Here is a 20347-nt window from a genome sequence, read left to right on the forward strand (position 1 = left end):
TCGCGTCAGCGCGACCGCCGGCTCGCGGGCCCGCACCCGCGGGCGAGCACCTCGGCGCTGCCGACGAGCGCCATGTGGCTGAACGCCTGCGGGAAGTTCCCGACGAGCCTTCGCGTGCGCGGATCGTACTGCTCGCTCAGGAGCCCCACGTCGTTCGCGAGCCCGGCCACCCGCTCGAACAGGCGCACCGCCTCCTCCCGCCGCCCGGCGAGCGCGAGCGCGTCCACCATCCAGAACGAGCTGGCGAGGAAGATCCCCTCCCCCGGCGGCAGCCCGTCGGGCGTGGTCCTCGTGTCGTAGCGGCGCACGAGGCCGTCGTCCACGAGCTCCCGCCCGATCGCGTCGATCGTCCCGAGCACGCGCGGGTCGCGCGGCGGCAGGAACCCGACCACCGGGATCACGAGCAGGCTCGCGTCGAGATCCTTCGCGCCGTAGCGCTGCACGAACGCGCCGCGCTCGGCGTCGTAGCCGCGGCGGCAGACCTCCTCGTGGATCTGCTTGCGCAGCGCCCGCCAGCGCTCGACCGGGCCCTCGAGCCCGAACCGGTGGACCGCCCGGATCGCGCGATCGAACGCGACCCACGCCATCACCTTGGAGTGGGTGAACATCTGGCGCTCCGCGCGGATCTCCCAGATCCCCTCGTCCGGCTCGTCCCAGCGCCGCTCCAGGGACTCGAGCAGCGCCCGCTGCATGCGCCAGCCCTCCGGGACGGGCGAGAGTCCGGCCTCCTCGGCCTGGAACAGGCAGTCCATGACCTCGCCGTAGACGTCGAGCTGGAGCTGCTGGTGCGCCGCGTTGCCGACGCGCACCGGCCGCGCGCCCTCGTACCCCGGGAGCCACGGCACCTCGCGCTCGTCGAGCCGCCGCTCCCCGGCGAGCCCGTACATGATCTGCAGCTTCCCAGGATCGCCCGCGACGGCGCGGAGCAGCCAGTCCCGCCACGCCGCCGCCTCCTCGCCGTAGCCCGCGTCGACGAGCGCGGTGAGCACGAGGGTCGCGTCGCGGATCCAGCAGTACCGGTAATCCCAGTTTCGCACGCCGCCGAGCCGCTCCGGCAGGGACGTCGTGGGCGCGGCGACGAGGCCGCCGGTGGGCGCATAGGTGAGCGCCTTCAGCGTGACGAGCGAGCGCGCGACCTCGTCGCGCCACGGCCCGACGTGCGTGCAGCGCGCCGTCCACGCCGCCCAGAAGCGCTCGGTGTGCGCGACCTCGGCGAGCGGATCGATCGGGTTGGGCGGCTTCCGGTGCGAGGGGAACCAGGTGAGCGTGAAGGGCACCCGCTCCCCGGCGTCGACCTCGAAGGTGCGCCGGGCACAGCCATCCTCGAGCTCGCACGGCAGCGGCGAACGGAGCAGCACCGCGTCGGGCCCCGCGAGCGCCGCGAGCCCGCCGTCGAGCCGGCGCAGCCACGGCCGTCGTGCGCCGTACTCCATCCTGAGCCGCAGGTCGAAGTCGATCGCGACGCGCCCCTCCACGCCCTCGACGACCCGCACGAGGTCGGGCACGTCCTGGCGCGGCGGCATGCAGTCGACGAGGCGGACACGCCCGCCCTCCACCTCGAACTCCGTCTCGAGCACGAGCGTGCCGGGGCGGTAGCGGCGCGTCACGCGGCGCGGCTCGAGCCTCGGCGCGATGCGCCAGCGCCCGTGGTCCGGGCCGCCGAGCAGCGCGGCGAAGCACGCGTCCGAGTCGAACCGCGGCCAGCACAGCCAGTCCACCGATCCGTCGCGACCGACGAGCGCGGCGGTCTGCATGTCGCCGACGAGCGCGTAGTCCTCGATGCGGAGCGCCATGCTCCGGTGGTAACCCCGCGACGCGGCGTGCGCCGTCGGGAACGGACGCCAGCCGCGCACCGCGGCCGGCGTCCGCGCCCCAAGTCAGGGCGTCGTCGCGGGTGGCACGCCGGTGGTTCCGTCGCACGCATAGGGACACACGGCGCCGCCTGCGCAGAGGCCCATCCCGTACGTACCGTCCGGGTTCGCCTCGCAGGCGCCCGGCGCCGTCGCGCCGCCCAGCATCGCCTGGCAGCGCTCGCGCTGCTGCTCGAGCCAGCCGCCCATCTGGCAGACGTGCTGCTGCATCTCCGTGCGGTTCGCGAGGACGTCCCCGGCGCACGCGACGCCCTGGTGACGGGCGAGCTCCGCCCCCATCGCGTCGACGCCGCAGACGAGATCGGCGCCGCCCTGCATGCCCATGCCGCCGCCGGTCATGCCCATCCCACTCGTCCCACTCATGTGCTGCCCGTCGCCCGCGAGCGCGCCGCCCATCTGCCTCATGCGCTCCAGCGCCGAACCGGCTGCCGCGCCGTAGCGCATCTCCGCCGCCCGGCACGCGTCCGCGGTGTCCGCCGTGGCCGCCTCCGCCTGGTAGGTCGTGACGGCCGCCGCGAGGTCACCCCGCGCCGCCTGGTAGGCCTGCACCTGCGAATCGACTCCGCCGCTCTCCGTGCCACCGCACGCGCTCGCCAGCGCGGCGACGACCCCGATCATCCAGCTCTTCGTCCTCACGGCTCTGCCTCTTGCGAGCGAGGGATCTCCGCGGAAGGGCGCTCGCCTCCTGCTCCGCGCTGCGGCGTGCTCCGGCGCGCCGCAACGCCCCCCATCGCAGTCGGCGTGCCATCCGCCCGGCGGCCCCGGAACGGCAGCATTTCCGGGCCCTGGCGCGATCTCCCGGGACGCCGCGCCGTACCATCCGGTACGGTCGATCGTACGGCACGGGACACTGCCGGCAAGAATCCCGCGCGGCGGCGCGATCTTACGCACGGCACGGACCATGCTCTCCGCACCGTTGCCGCCGGGAGCGGCTCTCAGGAGAATGAACCCATGCGCCACGCGTCCCTCGCCGTCCTCGCTCTCGCCGCTGCGCTCCCCGTCGCCGCGCTCGCCGAGGACGACGTGACGCGCTCAGGTGGGGACCGTGCGATGCGCGCCGCCCACGAGGTGGTCCGCGAGGCGTTGCTCGAGCGCGCCACGCTCCCGGCGCGCCCGCCAGCGCTCCCCGACGGCGAGATGATGGAGTCCGGAGCCCGCGCGGACCGGGCTCGCCGAGACGAGGCGGAGCGCGCCGCGCACGACCGCGCCGCCCGCCACGGCGAGCAGCAGCGTGCGCGTCACGCCGGCGGCGACCGCGACCACGGCGCCGCGGGAGGCCACCGCGGCGGGATGCACCCCGGGGACTCCGCTGGCGACTGCCGCGATGCGGCCGGTGCGGTGCGGACCCGCGAGATGCACGGCGGGATGGAAGGCGGGCACATGGGCGGCGGGCACATGGGCGGGAGATGACCGGAGGCGTCGCGCTCCAGGCCGCCGCGCTCGCCGTCCTCGTCGCCGCGGGCGCTACCGAGGGCGGCGCGGAGCCACATCTCCTCGCCGGAGCGGCGCACTTCCGCGCCGAGCGCTACGACGCCGCGCTCGTCGAGTTCCGCGTCGCCGAGCGGCTCGGAGAGCCCGAGGCGGCGGGCTATGCGGGCGCGGCCCTCGTGAAGCTCGAGCGCTTCGAGGAGGCGGTCGAGACGTTCGAGACCGCCAGCCCCGGCGGGCATCCGCTCCACGACTACTATCGCGCCCTCGCCTGCTACGGCGCCCGGCTCTACTCCTGCGCCGACCGGCTCCTCGCCGGCCTCGGCGATCGCTCCGGACCGCGCATCGCAGAGCAGGCGCGCGCGATCCGCGCAGAGCTCGCCCCCACCCTCGAGGCACCTCCTTCCGAGACGAGCCTCGCCTGGTACCGCGACCGCTGCGAGGCGCGCCGCGCAGAGGGACGCGCCGCGCTCGCGGCTGCGTACTGCCGGGAGGCGGACGCCCTCGCCGCGCGGCGCGGCGCCGCGACGCGCGCGGCCGGCTCGGACGGCGCCGGTCCGCCGCGGAACGGAGGCTGAGGTGCTCGCTCCCCTGCTCGCGCTCGCCCTCGCCGCCATCGACCCCTGCGCGCCGGTCGAGGCGCTCTCGCCCGATGCCGCCGCCGCGCAGGCCTACCGCTCGGTCGCGGACGCCGAGCTCGCTGCGGGCGCGCGGGACAGCGCCGCGGCGGCCTACCGGGAGGCCCTCGCGCGCGACCCCGCGGACGAGGCCTCGCGCTCCGCGCTCGCGCGGCTCTGCGTCGCGCGCGGCGAGGATCCGTTCCAGGACGGGCTCCGCAAGCTCGACGCGGAGGACCTCGCCGGCGCGGCGCGCGCGTTCGAGGCGGCGTACGCCGCGGACGGCAGCGCCCCGGCGGCGCTCCTCGGCGGCATCGCCCGCTTCGAGCTCGGCGACGACGCCGCCGCCGAGCGGCTGCTGCGCGCCGCCGAGCGCGCGCCCGCGCACCGCGAGGAGGCGCGCTTCTACCTCGGCCTCCTCGCGCTGCGCGCCGGCGACGGGACGCGCGCGGCGTCGCTCCTCGAGGGCGCCGCGGTGAACCCGTCGCTCGCGAGCCCCGCCCTGGATCTCGCCCGCCTCGCCCGGAGAGACGGCCGGCTCGTCCTGTCGTTCCTCGCCGAGTCCGGCTGGGACTCGAACGTGAACCTCGGGCCGGGCGGTCCCCAGGGCGTCGCCCCCGAGTCCGACGGCACGGCGTCGCTCTCCGCCTCGGCCCTGTGGCGCCCGCAGGGCGCGCGGGGACCCTACCTGCGCGCGGGCGGGCTCTGGCACGAGCTCGCCCGGCTCGACGCCTACGATCTCGGCGGCATCGAGGCGGCCGCCGGCTGGCAGCTCCGGGGCGGGAACCGCGGCGCGGCTGCGGAGTACGAGTACGCGCACCGGGCCCTCGGCGGCGAGGACTACCTGGGCGCCCACCGCCTCCTCGCGTCCGGCTGGCTCCGACGCGGCCGGGCGGTCGCGACCGGAAGCTACGCCGTGCGCTTCGAGTCCTATGCCGGCAACTGGTCGCCGTTCTCCGGCGTCCTGCAGCGGGCCGAGGCGCGCGTCGCGCTCGACGCGACGCCGCGGCTCAGGCTCGGCGTCGCGTACGCCGGCGCGCGCGACGCCGCGGACGAGCCCGTCCTCTCCTTCTGGGAGCACGGCCCGCGCGCCGAGGCGCGCGTCCTGCTCGGGCGCGCCCGGCTCGGGATCGATCTGGGGCTCACGTTCCGCGCCTACGACGCGTTCGACGTCGCCCTGGGCGACCGGCGCCGCGACACCTACCTCGACGGCGCGGCGTTCCTGGAGGTGGAGCTCGCGGACCGCTGGAGCGCGCGGGCGGGCGTCGTCGGCCGCCACGCGCTCTCCAGCGTCGGCGCCCTCTCCTACGATCAGCTCGCGCCCTCGGTGGCGATCGGGTACACGCTGGGGCTGTAGTGTCCCTCGCGCGGATCCCCCTCGCCGCCGCCGCCGTCGGCCTCGCCGTCGCCCTCACCGCGACGCTCTCGCTGCATCGCTCCGCGACCGGTGCGCTGGATCGGGTCCTCGCGGAGCGGCTTCGCGGTGCGGGCACCGCCGCCGCCGAGCTCCTCGCCGACGTCCCCCCGACCCCCGAGCGGCTGCGCGCCATCATGGACGCGAACGCGCTCGAGGGGGCGTACGTGCTCTCGCCCGACCTCGTCGTCCTCGCCGACGCGACGGGTCCCGCGGGCGACCGCGCGGACCTCCTGCGGGTGGACGCCGGGCGCGTCGCGCGCGCGCTGCACGGCGAGGCGACGATCGCGTTCGGTTACGCCGTCGGCGACCTGCCCGTCGCGACCGGCTACTTCCCCATCCGCGGTCCGGGCGCCCCGCGCGCGGTGCTGGCGCTCGAGGCGGGCGAGTCGTTCGCGCAGGCGCGCGCGGGCGTCCGGCGCGCGCTCATCGTGGCGATGGTCGTCTCCGCGCTCGGCGCGCTGAGCCTCGCCGCCCTGGGGGTCCACTGGGCGCGGGGCGAGGCGCAGCGGCGCACCGGCGCGGAGCGGGCGGCGCGCGGCGACGCCCTCGCGCGCATGGGCGCCATGGTCGCCCACGAGATCCGCAACCCCCTCGGCGTCATCCGCGGCGCGGTCGAGCTCGTGCGCGAGCGGACGGGGGATGGGCTCGCCGCGCGCGATCGCGAGGCCCTGGAGGACGTGCTCGGCGAGGTCGAGCGGCTCCGGCGCCTCACCGACGACTTCCTGGACCTCGCGCGCGAGCCGTCGATCGCGCCGGCCGAGGTGGACGCGGCCGCCGTGGCGGAGGAGGCGGCCCGCGGGCTCGCACGCTCCCACCCGCGGGTGGACGTCCGGGTCGCGGTCCCGGCGCTGCCTGTCCGCGCGGATCCAGCGCGCCTGCGGCAGGTGCTCTCGAACCTCCTCCAGAACGCGGCCGAGGCCGGCGCCGCTCGGATCGAGATCCGCGGCTCGGCCGTGGACGGGGCGGTGGTCCTCGAGGTGCGGGACGACGGGCGCGGCGTCGATCCCGCGCTGCGCGGGCGGCTCTTCGAGCCGTTCGCGACGGGGCGCAAGGACGGCGCGGGGCTGGGGCTCGCCATCGCCCGCAGGATCGTGGAGCGGCACGGCGGCGAGCTGCGCCTCGTCGCGGAGCCCGGACCGGGCGCCGCGTTCGAGGTGCGCCTGCCCCGGAGCGCGGGATAGGAGTACCGGTCATGGCGCGCATCCTGGTCGTGGACGACGAGCCGAAGCTCGGGAAGCTCGTCGCCGAGATGCTGGAGCTCGACGGGCACGAGCTCGAGCGCGCCGCCAGCGGGCGCGACGCGCTCGTCCGGCTCGCCGCCTCGCGCTTCGACGTGGTGGTCACGGACCTGCGCATGCCCGACGTGGACGGGCTCGCCGTGCTCCGCGCCGCCCGCGCCCTTCCGCAGCCGCCGGAGGTGGTCGTCATGACCGCCTATGCCTCCGCCGAGTCCGCGGTCGAGGCGATGAAGGCGGGGGCCGTCGACTACGTGACGAAGCCGTTCTCGATGGACGAGCTCCGGCTCCGGGTGCGCCGCCTCGCCGCGCAGCGCGGCGCGGAGGCGCGGGAGGCGCGGCTCGTCGCGCGGCTCACGCCCGAGCTCGTCGCCGAGAGCCCCGCCATGCGTGCGGCGTTGCAGGCGGCCCGTCAGGTGGCGGCGACCGACGCGACCGTGCTGCTCCTCGGCGAGAGCGGGACGGGCAAGTCTCAGCTCGCGCGGTTCATCCACTACCAGGGGCGCCGGGCGGCCGGGCCGCTCGTCGAGGTGCACTGCGCCGCGCTGCCGGAGACACTCCTCGAGGGCGAGCTCTTCGGCCACGAGAAGGGCGCTTTCACGGGCGCGACGCAGCGGAAGGCCGGCCACCTCGCCGCCGCCGATCGCGGCACGCTGTTCCTCGACGAGATCGGCGAGATCACCCAGGCGACGCAGGTGAAGCTCCTGCGCTTCCTGCAGGACCGCCGCTTCGTCCCGCTCGGCGCGACCGAGGAGCGCTCGGTGGACGTGCGGGTCGTCTCCGCGACGAACCGCGACCTCGCCGGGGCGGTCGCGCAGGGCGCGTTCCGCGAGGACCTGTTCTATCGCCTGAACGTGTTCGCCATCGCGGTGCCGCCGCTGCGCGACCGCCCCGAGGACGTCGTCCCGCTCGCGGAGCGCTTCCTCGCCGCCCGCGGCCTGCCGGCCGAGAAGCTCGGCCCGACCGCGCGGGAGCGGCTCGCGCTGCACCGCTGGCCGGGGAACGTGCGCGAGCTCGAGAACGTCCTCGAGCGGGCGCTCATCCTGGCCGGCGAGGACGAGCTCCGGGCGGAGCACGTCGCGACGGGGAGCGCGCAGCGCGCGCGCCGGGTGGCCGACGTGCTCGTGGAGGGCTTCAGCCTCGACGCGTTCGAGCGCGAGCTCCTCCACGCCGCGCTGGAGCGCGCAGGTGGGAACAAGACGCACGCCGCCCGGATGCTGGGCGTCTCCCGGCGCCGCCTCTACTCGCTGCTCGCGAGCCACGCCGGCGACGGCGGCCCGGAGCAGGAGGGGCCCTGACGGCGCAGCGCCCCCGGCGCAGGCGAACCCGTGCCGCCGAGCGGCTGCTCTGGTAAGGAGCCGGGATGCGCATCGTGGTCATCGGGGCGGGAGGAGTGGGCGGGCTGCTCGGGGGATTGCTCGCCCGCTCGGGAGTCGAGGTCGCGATCGTCGCGCGCGGCGCGCACCTCGAGACGATCCGGCGGGACGGGCTCACGGTCGAGTCGCCCCTCGGCACCTTCACGGTGCGGGTCGCGGCGGACGCGGCGCCCGGCGCGCTCGGCCGCGCCGACGCGGTGCTGGTCGCGGTCAAGGCGTGGCAGGTCGCGGAGGTCGCCCCTTCGCTCGCGCCGCTCGTCGCGGGGGGTGGCGTCGTCATCCCGCTGCAGAACGGCGTGGAGGCGGCGGGCACGCTCGCGGAGGCGCTCGGCCCCGAGCACGTCGCGGGGGGAACGATCAACGTCCTCGCCTGGATCTCCGGCGCCGGGCGCGTCCAGCACGTGGGCACCCCGCCGCGCGTCACCCTCGGCGAGCGGGGCGCCCTCGCCACCGCGCCCTCGCCCCGGCTCGAGGCGGTCGCCGCCGCGCTGCGTGCCTCCGGCGTGGAGGCGGCGGTCACGCCGGAGATCGAGACGGCCGTCTGGGAGAAGTTCCTCTTCGTCGAGCCGCTCGGCGCGATCGGCGCGGTGACGCGGGCGCCCGTGGGCGTCTTCCGCGCCGTCCCCGAGACGCGCGCCCTCCTCGCCGCCGCCCAGGAGGAGATCGCGGCGCTCGCCCGCGCCCGCGGCGTGGCGCTCCCGCCCGGCGCCGCCCATCGCGCGCTCACGCGCGTGGACGGGGTCCAGCCGGACGGCACGATCTCCATGCAGCGCGACATCGGGGCTGGCCGTCCGTCGGAGCTCGCCGATCAGCCCGGCGCGGTGGTGCGGCTCGCCCGCCTCGCGGGCCTGCCGGTGCCGGTGCACGAGGCCCTGCTCGCGGCGCTGCTCCCGCAGGAGCTCGCGGCGCGCGGCCGCATCGAGCCGTTCTCGCGGACGTGAGGGGCGTTCACAGGCGCGACCTCAACCCGGCGACGAGCGTGATGTCGGCCCCCCGGTATGGGCTGAAGATGTTCTCGGCGATCCCCGTCTCCAGGTCGACGTGGCTGGAGAGGGCGACCGTCGCTCCGCCGAGCACGTAGGCGGTCGAGCCGTCGAGCTGGCCGAGGCCGGTGCCGCCGAGCGGCGAGAGATGACCGCTCGCCTGGAGCTGGAGCGCCAGGCGCGCTCCGAGGCGCCGGGTCACCCCGAGGTTCGCCGCTCCGTACGGGCGCGTCTTCACGTGCACGACCGGGAGGCGGGCGGTGGGGAGCATGAGGTCGAGCTGGAGCCGGACCGCGGTGGAGGTCCAGCGGAAGCCCGCGAGGACGCTCGCGCCGAGCTCGAGCTCCTCGCTCCCGTAGGGCAGGCGTCCCGTGGGGAGCTTGAGCGCGCCGCGCAACGCCAGCTCGCCGCCGCGTCCATCGCCCGCGACGAACACCTTGAGTCCAGCCCAGACATCCCCAAGCCCCGCGCCCGGACCGCTCCGTGAGAGGCCGCCCCCGTCGCGCCGCGCGAGCTCGAGGCGGGCGACGTTCCGGGGACGTCCTCTCCGCTGCGGGTTCGAGGCGTGGACCAGGCCCTCCACGAGCTCGATGGGCCGGTCGAGATACCCGCCGTAGTCCACCACGAACGGGATCGCGAGCTGCGCCTCGACGCGCTGCGCGAGGCCCTGGCGAAGAATCACCGTGGGCTGCGCCGTCTCGACCTGGATGTCGAGGGTGAACCTCTCGTTCTCCGCGGCGAGGAGGCTGTTCGAGTACAGGAGCCGCAGCTCCAGCTCGAGCTGCCGGGCCGGCACCACCTCCGGCGCCTCGAAGGGGAGCTGGAGGAAGAGCCGCGCCAGCGGCGCCGGCTCCTGCCACGGGATCGGGGTAGCGACGGTGACCTCGCCCCCGGGGTCGCCTGCTGCGCGGGGGGCGACGGCCCAGCAGCACGCTGCCAGCGCCGCGATCGCGGTGGCCGAGCTCACACCGACACGGTCCTTCCTGCCGCGGATCTCAGCAGCGAGGCGACGAACGGCGGACGCGGGATCCTCGGCGCACACGGGAGCACATCCGCCCTGTTCGCCGCACGATCGTCTACCGGCCGGGCGCGCGACGGGCCGCCCGCGTCGTTGTAAGAAGGGACGCGTGAAACCCAATCCTGGAGGAACCGTGCTCCGCAGATCTCCGCGCCTCACCCCGCTCGCCGTCGTCGCCGCGCTCATCGCGACGACCGCCGCCTGCAGCGGATCCGACAAGAAGGCCTCGTGTGACGTGGCGAAGCAGACCGGCTGCGCGTCCGGCCAGGTGTGCGAGGCGGTCGAGGGCGGCACGAGCCTCTGCACCCAGCCGCTCGTCATCCGCGGCAACGTGTTCGACCTCGGCACCGCCGTGGGCGTCGAGAAGGCGCGCGTGGTCGCGCTCGACGCCAACCGCTCGCCCATCAGCACCGTCGCGATCACCGACGCGGCCGGCGACTTCAGCATCCAGGTCGCGAACCCCCGCGCGAAGGACGGCACGCCCCTCGCGCGCGACCTCTTCCTCCGCGCCGACGCGCAGGGCTACGCGACGTTCCCCTCCGGCATCCGCGAGGCGCTGCCGATCGACACCGCCGCGGCCACCCGCGTCGACACGCGCTACGAGCTCGCCGATCCGCAGACCACGGACATCGGCCTCCTCGAGCTCCCCTCCGCGGGCACCGGGACGATCTCCGGCACGGCCGCGGTTCCGGCCAACCAGCCGGGCGTGCTCGTGGTCGCGGAGTGGGCCGCGGGCGGCGCTGGGTTCAGCGCGCTCGCCGACCGCAACGGCGACTACGCGATCTTCAACCTCGCGCCCGGCGAATACACGGTCCAGGCGTACGCGCGCGGCGCGGTCCACGAGCCCAAGACCGCGACGGTGGCGGCGGACGCGGTGACCGACGTGGATCTCGCGCTCGTCTCCGGGGCGGCGGGCGCGAACGTCACGGGCCAGGTCAGCCTCGTGAACCGCGGCGCCGGCACCGGGACCTCCGTCGTCCTCGTGGTCGAGTCCACCTTCGACCCGAAGCTCCTCCGCGGCGAGACGCCCCCGGGGCTCCGCGCGCCGGGGCCGGGCACTGCGCCGAACCTCGACGGCGCCTTCGAGATCGCGGGCGTTCCCCCGGGACGCTACGTCGCGCTCGCCGCGTTCGAGAACGACTTCCTCGTGCGCGACCCGGACGTCTGCCAGGGAGGGACCGAGCTCGTGAGCTTCGACGTGACCGGCGCGCTGCCGGTGTCGCTCACGACCTTCAAGATCACGGGCTCGCTCGACGTCATCTCGCCCGGCGCGGACGGGCCCGAGCTCCTCACGAACGCCACCCCGACGTTCTCGTGGGTGGATGACAGCTCGGAGTCGGCCTACGAGCTCACCGTCGTGAACGCCTTCGGTGACGTGGTCTGGACGAAGACCCTGCCGGGCAGCAGTGGCAGCAACCCCTCCGTTCCGTACGCGGGCCCGGCGCTCGCGCCCGGCTACTACCAGTTCAAGGTGAAGTCGGTGAAGGGCACGTGCACCCCGACCGGCACCTCGACTCCGGTCACCCAGTACATCTCCCAGACCGAGGACCTGAAGGGCGTCTTCATCGTGCCCTAGATGACAGTTCGCGATTCGCGATCACCTTCGGTTTCGCGCATCGGCCGGCCGCGTCCGCCGGCGCCTCAGGGCGCCGCGGGCGCGGCCGGCGCGCTCTCGGGGACGAGCTGCGGCGTGTCGTGAGCGAGCGGGAGCCGGACCGTGAAGATCGTCCCCATCCCCTCCACGCTCGCGACGGCCACGGAGCCGGCGTGCGCCTCGACGAGCCGCCGGACCACGTAGAGCCCGAGCCCCGTGCCCGCCACCGCCGAGCGCAGGCTGCCGGTCCGCCGGAAGGGCTCGAAGATCGTCGCCCGATCGCGCTCGGAGATGCCGATCCCCTGGTCCGCCACCTGGATCACCGCCTCGCCGGAAGCGACGCGGAGGGTCACGCGCACCTCGCCGCCGCCCGGCGAGTACTTGATCGCGTTCGAGAGCAGGTTCGCGAGCACCTGCTCGATCCGGAGGGGATCGCAGTAGACGGGCACGGGGTGATCGGGGACCTCGGACACGAGCCGGTGGTGCGCAGAGGTGCCCTCGAACAGCTCGAGCGCGCTGCGCACGTGATCGCGCAGGTCCACGCGCTCCACCCGCATCTCGACCTCGCCCGCCTCGATGCGCGCGGTGTCGAGCAGGTCGTTCAGCATCCGCTCGAGCTTCACCGCCTGCCGCCGCACCACGTCGAACGCGCGGCGCGTGCGCGCCTCGGGCGGCAGGGGCCCGCCCACCGGCACCGCCGCCGCCGTGAGCTTCAGGGCGGAGATGGGGTTGCGCAGGTCGTGCGCGACGCTCGCGAGGAACGCCGCCTGTCCCTGCCGCTGCCGCGCGAGCGCGTCCGCCATCCGGTTGAAGTCGCGCGCCATCCGCGCGACCTCCTCCGGCCCCACCTCTCGCGCTCGCACCAGCGGATCGCCGCCGCCGAAGCGCGCGAGCGCGTCGGAGAGCTCCAGGACCGGCCGGAGCGCCTGCGTCTTCAGCCACCAGCCCAGGAGCCAGGACGCGAGCACCATGGCGAGCGCGAGGGAGATCCCTGCGCCGTTCGCGATCATCTGCCAGCGCGCGGCGCTCGCGCGCGCGGCCCGTACGTGCGCCATGTTCACGTCGACGAGCGCCCCCACCGCGGCGTAGGCCTGCTCGAGGCTCGCCTCGGTGCCGGGAGCACCCGCGCGGCTCGCGAGGAGGTACTCCCCCACCGCGTCGACCGCCTCGTGGGCCGCGGCGTGCTCCTCCGGGGTCGCGAGCCGCCGATCGGCGTCCACGAGGTGCGAGGCGAGGCGCCGCTCGTGATCCATGCGCACGAGCGGGTCGCTCGAGCGCGCGTGCACGAGCAGGTCGATCGCCGCCTCCTCGGCCTGCCGCACGCTCTCCGCGGACGCGAGGATCCCGCTGTTCGCCCCTTGCACCGCTGCCGTGATGACCGCGAGCGCAGCGGCCGAGAGGATCCCCATGCCGGCGAAACCGACCAGGACGGCGATGAGGCTCGCCTGCAGGCTCGTCTTCGTACGAAAGCTCCTCGCCCCAGGGATAGGGATCGACGTTCCGAACCGTGAAGCGCACCCCTCCGTTCTGGTGGGGGGTCGGGCTCTCGGCCGCATGCGCGCGCGGGTGTCGGCGATGCACGCGGGGTCCCTCTTCCCGATGCGGCGCGGGCGCGCGGGCTCGCCGGGCGAGGCCCGCGCCGGTCAGGCCGTGGCGGGCCTCACCTCCGCGGTGACTCGGAGCACGAGCGCGCCCACCACGCCTGCGGCGAGCGAGCCCACCAGGATCCCGATCTTCGCCTGGGCGAGCAGGGCCGGGTCGGACGCGAACGCCAGGCTCGCGATGAACAGCGAGACGGTGAAGCCGATACCGGCGACGATGGCGACCCCGAGGAGCTTCGCGTACGAGGCGCCGCCGGGCATGGGCGCGAGGCCGAGCCGCACCGCACCCGCAGCGAAGGCGAAGATCCCGACCTGCTTGCCGGCGAACAGCGCGGCCGCCGTCCCGACGGCCACCTCGCCGAGCGGCTCGACGCCCTCTCCTCCCCCGAGCACCACGCCCGAGTTCGCGAGCGCGAAGAGCGGCATCACGCCGAACGCCACCCACGGGTGGAGCGCGTGCTCGAACCGCGCGAGCGGCGCCTCGAGGTCCTCGATCGAGTCCTCGATCCGGAGCAGCGCCTCGGAGTCGAGCTCGTCGTCGCCCGACGTCGCGAGCAGCCCGCCGACGTGGTCGCCGAGGCGGGCGAGCACCTCCCGCGGGCGGCGACGCGGACGCGCGGGGATGGCGAGGCCGAGCACGACGCCCGCGATCGTCGCGTGGATGCCGGCGTGGTGGAGCGCCCACCAGAGGAGCGCGCCACCCGCCGCCCACGCGGCCCAGCTCCGCACGAACGCGCGCGACATCCCCCAGAGCCCCGCCGCCGCGACCGCCGCGGCGACGAGCCAGCGCGCGTCGAGCCCGTGCCCGTAGAACAGCGCGATGACGAGGATGCCCCCGATGTCGTCGAAGATCGCGAGCGCGGTCAGGAAGACGGCGAGCGCGTGCGGCACGCGCCGGCCGAGGAGCGCGAGCACCCCGATGCTGAAGGCGATGTCCGTCGCCATCGGGATGCCCCACCCTCGGGCTCCGGGTCCGCCCGCGTTGAAGGCGAGGAACACCGCGGCCGGGACGATCATCCCGCCCAGCGCGGCGATGGCCGGGAGCGCCGCCTGGGCGGGCCGGCGCAGCTCGCCGACGGCGAGCTCGCGCTTGATCTCCATCCCCACCACGAAGAAGAAGACGGTCATGAGCCCGTCGTTCACGAGCTGGAGCAGCGTGAACCGCGCGACGGCGCCGCCCGCCCCCAGCGCCAGCTCGGTCCCGAGCACGTCCTGGTACACGGCTGCGCCACCCAGGTTCACCCACGCGAGCGCCCCGACCGCGGCGGCGAGCAGCACGATCCCGCTCGCGGCCTCCAGGCGAAAGAAGGCCACGATGGGCCGGGCGACCGCGCCGAAGAGCGGCGCGAGCGGGGCGCGCGTGGGGGCTCGTTCGTTCATCGTTCCGGCTCCGGGTTCGGCGAGGGCGAGGAGCGAGCTTGCACGCCCGGCGGTTCAAGCTCAACTCGAAACGGCGGCCCTTCCGTTGCGACACCAACGGTCACCGTCTCGCGATGTCGCGCGCCCGGACAAGCTGGTCATCCTCGGTCGCCGCGGCCGCACCTCGCTGCCGCTTTACGCGAGGGCGCCGCGGAGTATCCTCTCGCGTCATGACCGAACGCCCCCGGCGCCCCGCCCCCTGGCGCGCGCTCGCGAGCGCTCTCTCCCGCTGGGCAGACGCAGCGGGCTCGACCGGACGGGCGCTCCAGGGCGGCCTGTCGCTGCTCGTCCCGGAGGCCCCCCTCGAGCTCCGCATCGCCGGGCGGGTGCTCCTCCACGCGGCGGTGGTCGGCCTGCTCGCCGGGGTGGTCGGCGCCGCGTTCTTCGCCGCGCTCGAGCTCGGCCAGCGCGTGCTCCTGCACGGCCTCGCCGGCTTCGAGCCGGCGCGCGCCCGTGGAGAGGTGGTGGTCGCGGCCGCGAGGACCGCGGTGTTCCGGCCGTGGCTCCTCGCCCTCCTGCCCGCGGCGGGCGGCCTCGTGAGCGGGGTCCTCACGAGCGTGCTCGCGCCGGAGGCCGCGGGCGGCGGCGGCGACGCGTCGATCGAGGCGTACCACCGGGGCGGACTGTTCCGCTGGCGCGTCGTGCCGGTGAAGTTCGCCGCGGCCTTCGCGGCGCTGTCCTCGGGTGGCTCCGGGGGGCGCGAGGGCCCGACGATGCAGATCGGCGCGGCCATCGGCTCCGTCGCGGCGCGGCTCCTCCCCACGAGCCGCCGGGAGCGGCGGGTCCTCTTCGTCGCCGGCATCGCCGCCGGCATCGCGGCGGTGTTCCGCACGCCGCTCGGCGCCGCCCTGCTCGCGACGGAGATGCTCTACCGGGACGACTTCGAGGCGGACGCGCTCGTGCCGGCGATCCTCGCGAGCGTCGTCGCCTACTCGGTGGTGATCGCCGCGTTCGGCGAGACGACGCTCCTCGGCCTCTCGCTGCGGTTCCCGTTCTCCCCGCGCCAGCTCCCGCTCTTCGTGCTCCTCGCGCTCCTGGTCTCGCTCGCCGCGGCCGGCTTCGTCCGGCTGCTCCGGGCGGTCCAGGCGCTCTCGCGCAGGACCCCCGGCCCTCCCTGGCTCCGCCCCGCCCTGGGCGGCCTCGGGGCGGGCGTTCTCGGAGCGGCGATCGCGGTCGCCCTCGGGGTGTGGCTCGGCCCGGAGGCCCGCGGCTTCGGCGTCCTCGGCGGCGGCTACGGCACCGCCCAGGTCGCGATGGATGGCGCGCCGTGGTTCCCGGTCGGGTGGGAGCTCGTCGCGCTCTTGCTCGCCATGGCGGCGGCGAAGGCGCTCGCGTCCGCCCTCACCATCGGCTTCGGCGCGGCGGTGGGCGACTTCGCGCCGTCCCTCGTCGTCGGCGCCCTGGTCGGCGCCGCGTTCGGGTACGCCGCGCGCGCGGCGCTCGGGGATCCGGGGATCGAGCCGGCCGCCTTCGCGCTCGTCGGGATGGGCGCGTTCTACGGAGGCGTGGCGCACGTGCCGCTCTCGGCGCTCGTGCTCGTCGCGGAGCTGGCCGGGAGCTACGACCTGCTCGTCCCGATGATGCTGACGGTCGGGATCTCCTACGTGGCGCTCAGGCGCTGGTCGCTCTACCCCAGCCAGCCGGCGAGCCGCGCCGTGGCCGCCGGAGCCGCGGGCGAGGCGCTCCGGGTGGCGCTGGCGCGCCCCGCCGCCGAGCTGCTCCAGTTGCCCGATCTGCCCGACTTCGGCGAGGAGACGCCGCTCTCCGCCGTCGCGGCGGCGAGCGCGGGCGCCGCGCAGCGGGTCGCGCTCGTCCGCGGGGCGGACGGCCGCCCGCGGGGGCTCGTCGATCTCGCGCTCCTCGGAGCCCTCGGCCCCGCCGAGCTCGGCTGGACGCGCGCGGCCGACGCGATGGTCCCCTTCGCGGCCCTCTCGCCCTCGGCCTCGTGGCGAGACGCCATCGCGGCGCTCCACCGGCACGGCCTCCCGCAGCTCCCCGTCGTCCAGGCGGGCGCCGTGCTCGGCTGGGTGGGCGAGCGCGAGCTCGCGCGCGCGGCCCTCGAGCTCGAGCTCGGGGGCGCCCCTCCCGGCACGCCCGCGCCGGGCGAGCCCGCCTAGCGCGCCTACACCTCGCGGACCGGCTGGACGGCGCGCGCGAGCGACTCCGCGCGGGTCCCGCGCCCGTCGAGCCGGCTGCGCTCCTCGACGAGGAGCCGGAGGAGGTCGTCGATGGCCTCCTGTCCGGCGAGACGGTACGCCGCGCCGCTCCCCCCGCCTCCCCCGATCCGCACCCCGACCACGCCCGGCGCGCGGAACGCGTCCTCGTCCGTGGTGTCGTCCCCGACGTACAGGGCGGTCCTGCAGCCGCTCCGCTCGAGGAGCTCGGCGATGGCGTCGCCCTTGGTCGGCGCGTCGGCGGGCACCGCGTTCACGACCGCGTGGCCGCCGAAGACGCGCGCGCCGGGCAACGCCTCGGCGGCCTCCCGGATGGCGCGCTCGGCCGCGGCCGGCTCGGCGGCGCGCCGGTAGTGGATCGCGATCGAGAGCCCCTTGTCCTCGATCTCCACGCCCGCCAGGGCACCGAGCCGCGCCGCGAGCGCCGTGCGCCAGGCGATCACGGCGCCGCGCGGGGAGCGGTCCACCGGACCGAACCCCGCCTCGGCGCCGTGGTTCCCGACCCACGCCACGAGCGGCACGCCCTCGAGCCTCGGGGCGAGATCCGCGCGCGAGCGCCCCGACACGACGACGCACGGGTAGAGCAGCGCCGCGACGCGGAGGAGCGCGCGCGTGTCGGGCCGCATCCGCGCGCGGCCGGGCTCGTCCACGATGGGCGCGAGCGTGCCGTCGAAGTCGAAGGCGAGGAGCGCGCGGTCGTGCGCGAGCGCGGCGACCGCCGGCCGCGACGCGGGGGCGAGGACGTCGGGGATCATGGCTTCACCTCGTGGACGCTGTGCAGGCCCAGGTTGAGCCGGGTGGAGAGGCGGTCCCGCTGACGGAGGCGCGCCGCGTCCACGAGCATGCGCCCCGCCCATCGGTACACGTTGAAGTCGGCTACGAACGCGCGCATCGCGCGCATGCGGGCGGCCTGCTCGTCGGGAGGCATGGCGAGCGCCGTCGCCAGCGCCGCGCTCGCCTCCTCGACGTCGTACGGGTTCACGAGGAGCGCCTCGGTGAGCTCGCGCGCCGCCCCGGTGAAGCGTGAGAGCACGAGCACGCCGCGCTCGTCGTCGCGCGCCGCCACGAACTCCTTGGCGACGAGGTTCATGCCGTCGTGCAGCGAGGAGACGTAGCAGACGTCGGCGGCGCGGAGGTAGCGGAAGATCGCGGGCGGCTCGTGGTGCGCGCGCATGAGCGCGATCGGCCGCCACGCGCCCTCCGCGAAGCGCGCGTTCACGCGGGCCGCGATCGCGTCGACCCGCTCGGACAGCTCGCGGTACCTGTCGATGAGCGTGCGGCTCGGCGCCGAGAGCTGAACGAACGTGAAGCGGCCGCGCAGGTGAGGGAAGCGCTCGAGGAGCCGCTCCACCGCGATGAGGCGCTCCTCGATCCCCTTCGTGTAGTCGAGCCGGTCGACGCCCACGCCGAGCTTCGCGTCCGGGGGGAGGCCCAGCTCCGCGAGCACCTGCCGCCGGCACTCCGCGGCCGGCGGCGCCTCTCCGGCCCAGCGATTCGGCCAGTCGATCGAGATCGGGTAGGCGCGCACGAGCGACTCGCGGCCGCCGAGCACGACCGACTGGCGCTCCCGGTCGAGCCGCGCCTCGAGGTACCGATCCACCCCGTCGGTGAAGTTGTTGCAGTGGAGCTGCGTGTGGAAGCCGACGACGCTCGAGCCGAGCAGGCCGTCCAGCAGCTCGTTCGCCCACGGGCAGATCCCGAAGCGCTCGGCGTTCGGCCAGGGGACGTGCCAGAAGCTGATGATCGTGGCGCGCGGCAGCCGCTCGCGGATCATCCGCGGCGCGAGCGCGAAGTGGTAGTCCTGCACGAGGACGATCGGATCCGGCCCGTCCACCTCCTCGCAGACCGCGTCCGCGAAGCGGCGGTTCACGCGCTGGTACTCGCGCCAGTCCTGGGCGCGGAACACCGGGCGGGTGTGCGCGACGTGGCAGAGCGGCCAGAGCCCCTCGTTCGCGAAGCCGTAGTAGTAGCCGCGCTCCTCCTCCGGCGTGAGCCACACGCGCCGGATCGCGTAGGACTCCTCGCCCGGCGGCACCCGCACCCGGTCGTGGGCGTCCACGGCCGCGCGATCCGCCGTGCCGCTCCCGTGCGCGACCCACACGCCGGAGCAGGCGCGCATCACCGGCTCGAGCGCGGTCACGAGCCCGCTCGCGGGGTGGAGCACGCGCAGGCTCCCGTCCGGCGCGCGGTCGTGGATGTACGGCTCGCGGTTCGCGAGGGTGACGATGCCCTCGCCGTGGAGCGTCTCGGTCAGGGTGCGGTGCAGCCTCTCCGCCGACCACCGGCCGCCGGCGCCGAGTCCCTGCTCCGCCGCGAGGTCCGAGACGAGCTGCCGGACGTCCGAGAGCAGCGGCTGGAACTCCTTGCGCGGAGAGCGCGCGCTCGCCCCCGGCGCCGCCCATCCGAGGGTGAGGAGCCGGCGCAGCTCCTCGTTCCACGTCCGCCACGAGAGGCGCCGCACGAACACGGTGAGGATCGAGGCGAGGATCGCGACGATCGCGAACGCGCCGGCCGTGTAGCGCCGCAGCGCGGCCTCGCGACGCGCGACGAAGCTGAGGTCGTGCACGAGCGCGACGTGGGCGAGGACCTCACCGCCGTCGTCGAGGAGCGGCTGGACGGTGAGGTGGACGAGCCCGCCCTCCGCGTCCTCGACCCGATCGAGCTCGAGCCGACCGCCCTCGCCCGGGTCCCCGAACCGCTCGCGGAGCCCGTCGCACTCGTACGCACTCGGGCCGACCCCCGTGCGCGCCAGCGTCCGCATCCCGCGCCCGCACACCGACGCCGCCATGATGCGATCGTCGCGGGCGATCTCGGCGAGCAGCGCACCCACCCGCTTGCGATCCCCGCCCGAGAGGTGCGTCACGAGCGCCTCGCGGGCGCCCGCGACTACGAGGTGCGCCCGCAGGCTGACGTCCTTCTCGTACCAGGCCCGCGCCGTCCCGTTCAGGAGGGCGGCAGCCGCCCAGGCGAGCGCCGCGAGGACGCCCACCAGTGGGATGAGGACCCGAACGAAGGCTCGCACCCGGGCATGGTGCGATCGATCGATTTGTGTTGCAACCGTCCCCCCGGGCCCACGGGCGCCCGGCCGGGCTCGACGGGAGACCCGGGCGTCGCTCGCTGGCCGGGCGGCGCATCCGACAGACAGCTCACCTACGGGGCGGGCTCGTCCGTCCGGGGGGCGGTTCAGTTCCGGGCGACGTGCCCGGCGGACTGCCGCGCGCGGCCGGGCTCGGCGGCCGGCGGTGGGCAGTGCGCGCGCACGACCGAGACGAGCCGCTCGAGGTCGAACGGCTTCTCGAGGTGACCGTCCGCACCGGCCGGGCGCTCCTTCACCGCGGCGCTCATGGTCACGACCTTCAGCGAGCGGAGACGCACGTCGGCGCGGATGCGGCCGAGCAGCGCGATCCCGTCGAGCCGCGGGAGGAACAGGTCGAGCAGCACGAGTCCGGGGCGGAGCCCCGCGTCGTGAAGGATCTCCCAGGCGTCCTCGCCGTCGACGGCCACCTCGACCCTCGCGCCGAGGAGCTCGAGCAGATCCGAGAGCGCCTCTCGGATGCCGGGGTCGTCCTCGACGAGGAGGACGGATGTGCGGGTCATGACCATCTGCCGCAAAT

General features: G+C 75.7%; 16 protein-coding genes. 8 read left to right on the forward strand and 8 right to left on the reverse strand.

The features are described from left to right. Nucleotides 1-5: 5 nt before the first annotated feature. Both MNY62_RS02065 and MNY62_RS02070 read right to left on the reverse strand, forming a co-directional pair. Nucleotides 6-1793 (reverse strand): glycoside hydrolase family 15 protein, encoded by a 1788-nt coding sequence (locus MNY62_RS02065; RefSeq protein WP_242342429.1) that lies wholly within the window; start codon nucleotides 1791-1793, stop codon nucleotides 6-8. Between the two features lie 84 nt (nucleotides 1794-1877). After that, nucleotides 1878-2507 (reverse strand): hypothetical protein, encoded by a 630-nt coding sequence (locus MNY62_RS02070; protein WP_242342430.1) that lies wholly within the window; start codon nucleotides 2505-2507, stop codon nucleotides 1878-1880. Between the two features lie 315 nt (nucleotides 2508-2822). Between MNY62_RS02070 and MNY62_RS02075 the strand changes: the two genes are divergently transcribed. From MNY62_RS02075 to MNY62_RS02100, 6 genes are all read left to right on the forward strand, one after another. Next, complete coding sequence (locus MNY62_RS02075; RefSeq protein WP_242342431.1) at nucleotides 2823-3281, forward strand: hypothetical protein; 459 nt, start codon at nucleotides 2823-2825, stop codon at nucleotides 3279-3281. Further along, nucleotides 3278-3877, forward strand: a complete 600-nt coding sequence (locus tag MNY62_RS02080; RefSeq protein WP_242342432.1) for a tetratricopeptide repeat protein — start codon at nucleotides 3278-3280, stop codon at nucleotides 3875-3877. The genes MNY62_RS02075 and MNY62_RS02080 overlap by 4 nt, the downstream gene beginning before the upstream one ends. 1 nt (nucleotide 3878) lies before the next feature. Beyond that, nucleotides 3879-5273, forward strand: coding sequence for a hypothetical protein (locus tag MNY62_RS02085; protein WP_242342433.1), 1395 nt, complete (start codon nucleotides 3879-3881; stop codon nucleotides 5271-5273). Then, a complete protein-coding gene (locus MNY62_RS02090; RefSeq protein ID WP_242342434.1) occupies nucleotides 5273-6514 on the forward strand; it encodes a sensor histidine kinase in 1242 nt (413 codons plus the stop codon). The genes MNY62_RS02085 and MNY62_RS02090 overlap by 1 nt, the downstream gene beginning before the upstream one ends. A gap of 11 nt (nucleotides 6515-6525) precedes the next feature. Further along, entirely contained in the window at nucleotides 6526-7866 is a 1341-nt protein-coding gene (locus tag MNY62_RS02095) for a sigma-54-dependent transcriptional regulator (RefSeq protein ID WP_242342435.1), read from the forward strand. Nucleotides 7867-7931: 65 nt separating this feature from the next. Then, nucleotides 7932-8885 (forward strand): ketopantoate reductase family protein, encoded by a 954-nt coding sequence (locus MNY62_RS02100; protein WP_242342436.1) that lies wholly within the window; start codon nucleotides 7932-7934, stop codon nucleotides 8883-8885. 7 nt (nucleotides 8886-8892) lie between these two features. On the opposite strand, the gene MNY62_RS02105 is transcribed toward MNY62_RS02100, so the two are convergent. Then, complete coding sequence (locus tag MNY62_RS02105; RefSeq protein ID WP_242342437.1) at nucleotides 8893-9894, reverse strand: hypothetical protein; 1002 nt, start codon at nucleotides 9892-9894, stop codon at nucleotides 8893-8895. Nucleotides 9895-10078: 184 nt separating this feature from the next. Here MNY62_RS02105 and MNY62_RS02110 point away from each other — a divergent pair, with 184 nt between their 5' ends. Then, on the forward strand, nucleotides 10079-11521 hold the full coding sequence (locus MNY62_RS02110; RefSeq protein ID WP_242342438.1) for a carboxypeptidase-like regulatory domain-containing protein: 1443 nt from the start codon (nucleotides 10079-10081) through the stop codon (nucleotides 11519-11521). A 65-nt stretch (nucleotides 11522-11586) separates the two neighbouring features. Here MNY62_RS02110 and MNY62_RS02115 read toward each other — a convergent pair whose 3' ends face one another. Then, nucleotides 11587-12948 carry a HAMP domain-containing sensor histidine kinase gene (locus MNY62_RS02115; RefSeq protein WP_242342439.1) on the reverse strand — a complete coding sequence of 454 codons (1362 nt, stop codon included), beginning with the start codon at nucleotides 12946-12948 and terminating at the stop codon, nucleotides 11587-11589. Between the two features lie 234 nt (nucleotides 12949-13182). Beyond that, the gene (nhaA, locus tag MNY62_RS02120) at nucleotides 13183-14520 is read right to left on the reverse strand and encodes a Na+/H+ antiporter NhaA (protein ID WP_242342440.1); all 1338 of its coding nucleotides are present in this window, start codon (nucleotides 14518-14520) and stop codon (nucleotides 13183-13185) included. Between the two features lie 209 nt (nucleotides 14521-14729). On the opposite strand from nhaA, the gene MNY62_RS02125 reads away from it, so the two are divergent. After that, a complete protein-coding gene (locus MNY62_RS02125) occupies nucleotides 14730-16676 on the forward strand; it encodes a chloride channel protein (RefSeq protein ID WP_242342441.1) in 1947 nt (648 codons plus the stop codon). A gap of 5 nt (nucleotides 16677-16681) precedes the next feature. Here MNY62_RS02125 and otsB read toward each other — a convergent pair whose 3' ends face one another. From otsB to MNY62_RS02140, 3 genes are all read right to left on the reverse strand, one after another. Continuing rightward, nucleotides 16682-17488: a trehalose-phosphatase gene (otsB, locus tag MNY62_RS02130; protein WP_242342442.1), complete on the reverse strand. Its 807-nt coding sequence runs from the start codon at nucleotides 17486-17488 to the stop codon at nucleotides 16682-16684. After that, nucleotides 17485-19755, reverse strand: a complete 2271-nt coding sequence (locus MNY62_RS02135; protein WP_242342443.1) for an alpha,alpha-trehalose-phosphate synthase (UDP-forming) — start codon at nucleotides 19753-19755, stop codon at nucleotides 17485-17487. The genes otsB and MNY62_RS02135 overlap by 4 nt, the downstream gene beginning before the upstream one ends. 161 nt (nucleotides 19756-19916) lie before the next feature. Then, entirely contained in the window at nucleotides 19917-20330 is a 414-nt protein-coding gene (locus MNY62_RS02140) for a response regulator (RefSeq protein ID WP_242342444.1), read from the reverse strand. Nucleotides 20331-20347: the final 17 nt, after the last annotated feature.

Origin of the sequence: Anaeromyxobacter terrae, from assembly GCF_022690685.1 — a bacterium.
GTDB lineage: Bacteria > Myxococcota > Myxococcia > Myxococcales > Anaeromyxobacteraceae > Anaeromyxobacter > Anaeromyxobacter terrae.

What these genes read in the sequence shown, in the direction of transcription:
- MNY62_RS02115 (WP_242342439.1), bottom strand. Translation starts at nt 12,948, where the DNA reads ATGGGGATCCTCTCGGCCGCTGCGCTCGCGGTCATCACGGCAGCGGTG.
- MNY62_RS02095 (WP_242342435.1), top strand. Translation starts at nt 6,526, where the DNA reads ATGGCGCGCATCCTGGTCGTGGACGACGAGCCGAAGCTCGGGAAGCTC.
- MNY62_RS02140 (WP_242342444.1), bottom strand. Translation starts at nt 20,330, where the DNA reads ATGACCCGCACATCCGTCCTCCTCGTCGAGGACGACCCCGGCATCCGA.
- MNY62_RS02080 (WP_242342432.1), top strand. Translation starts at nt 3,278, where the DNA reads ATGACCGGAGGCGTCGCGCTCCAGGCCGCCGCGCTCGCCGTCCTCGTC.
- MNY62_RS02125 (WP_242342441.1), top strand. Translation starts at nt 14,730, where the DNA reads ATGACCGAACGCCCCCGGCGCCCCGCCCCCTGGCGCGCGCTCGCGAGC.
- otsB (WP_242342442.1), bottom strand. Translation starts at nt 17,488, where the DNA reads ATGATCCCCGACGTCCTCGCCCCCGCGTCGCGGCCGGCGGTCGCCGCG.
- MNY62_RS02065 (WP_242342429.1), bottom strand. Translation starts at nt 1,793, where the DNA reads ATGGCGCTCCGCATCGAGGACTACGCGCTCGTCGGCGACATGCAGACC.
- MNY62_RS02075 (WP_242342431.1), top strand. Translation starts at nt 2,823, where the DNA reads ATGCGCCACGCGTCCCTCGCCGTCCTCGCTCTCGCCGCTGCGCTCCCC.
- MNY62_RS02100 (WP_242342436.1), top strand. Translation starts at nt 7,932, where the DNA reads ATGCGCATCGTGGTCATCGGGGCGGGAGGAGTGGGCGGGCTGCTCGGG.
- nhaA (WP_242342440.1), bottom strand. Translation starts at nt 14,520, where the DNA reads ATGAACGAACGAGCCCCCACGCGCGCCCCGCTCGCGCCGCTCTTCGGC.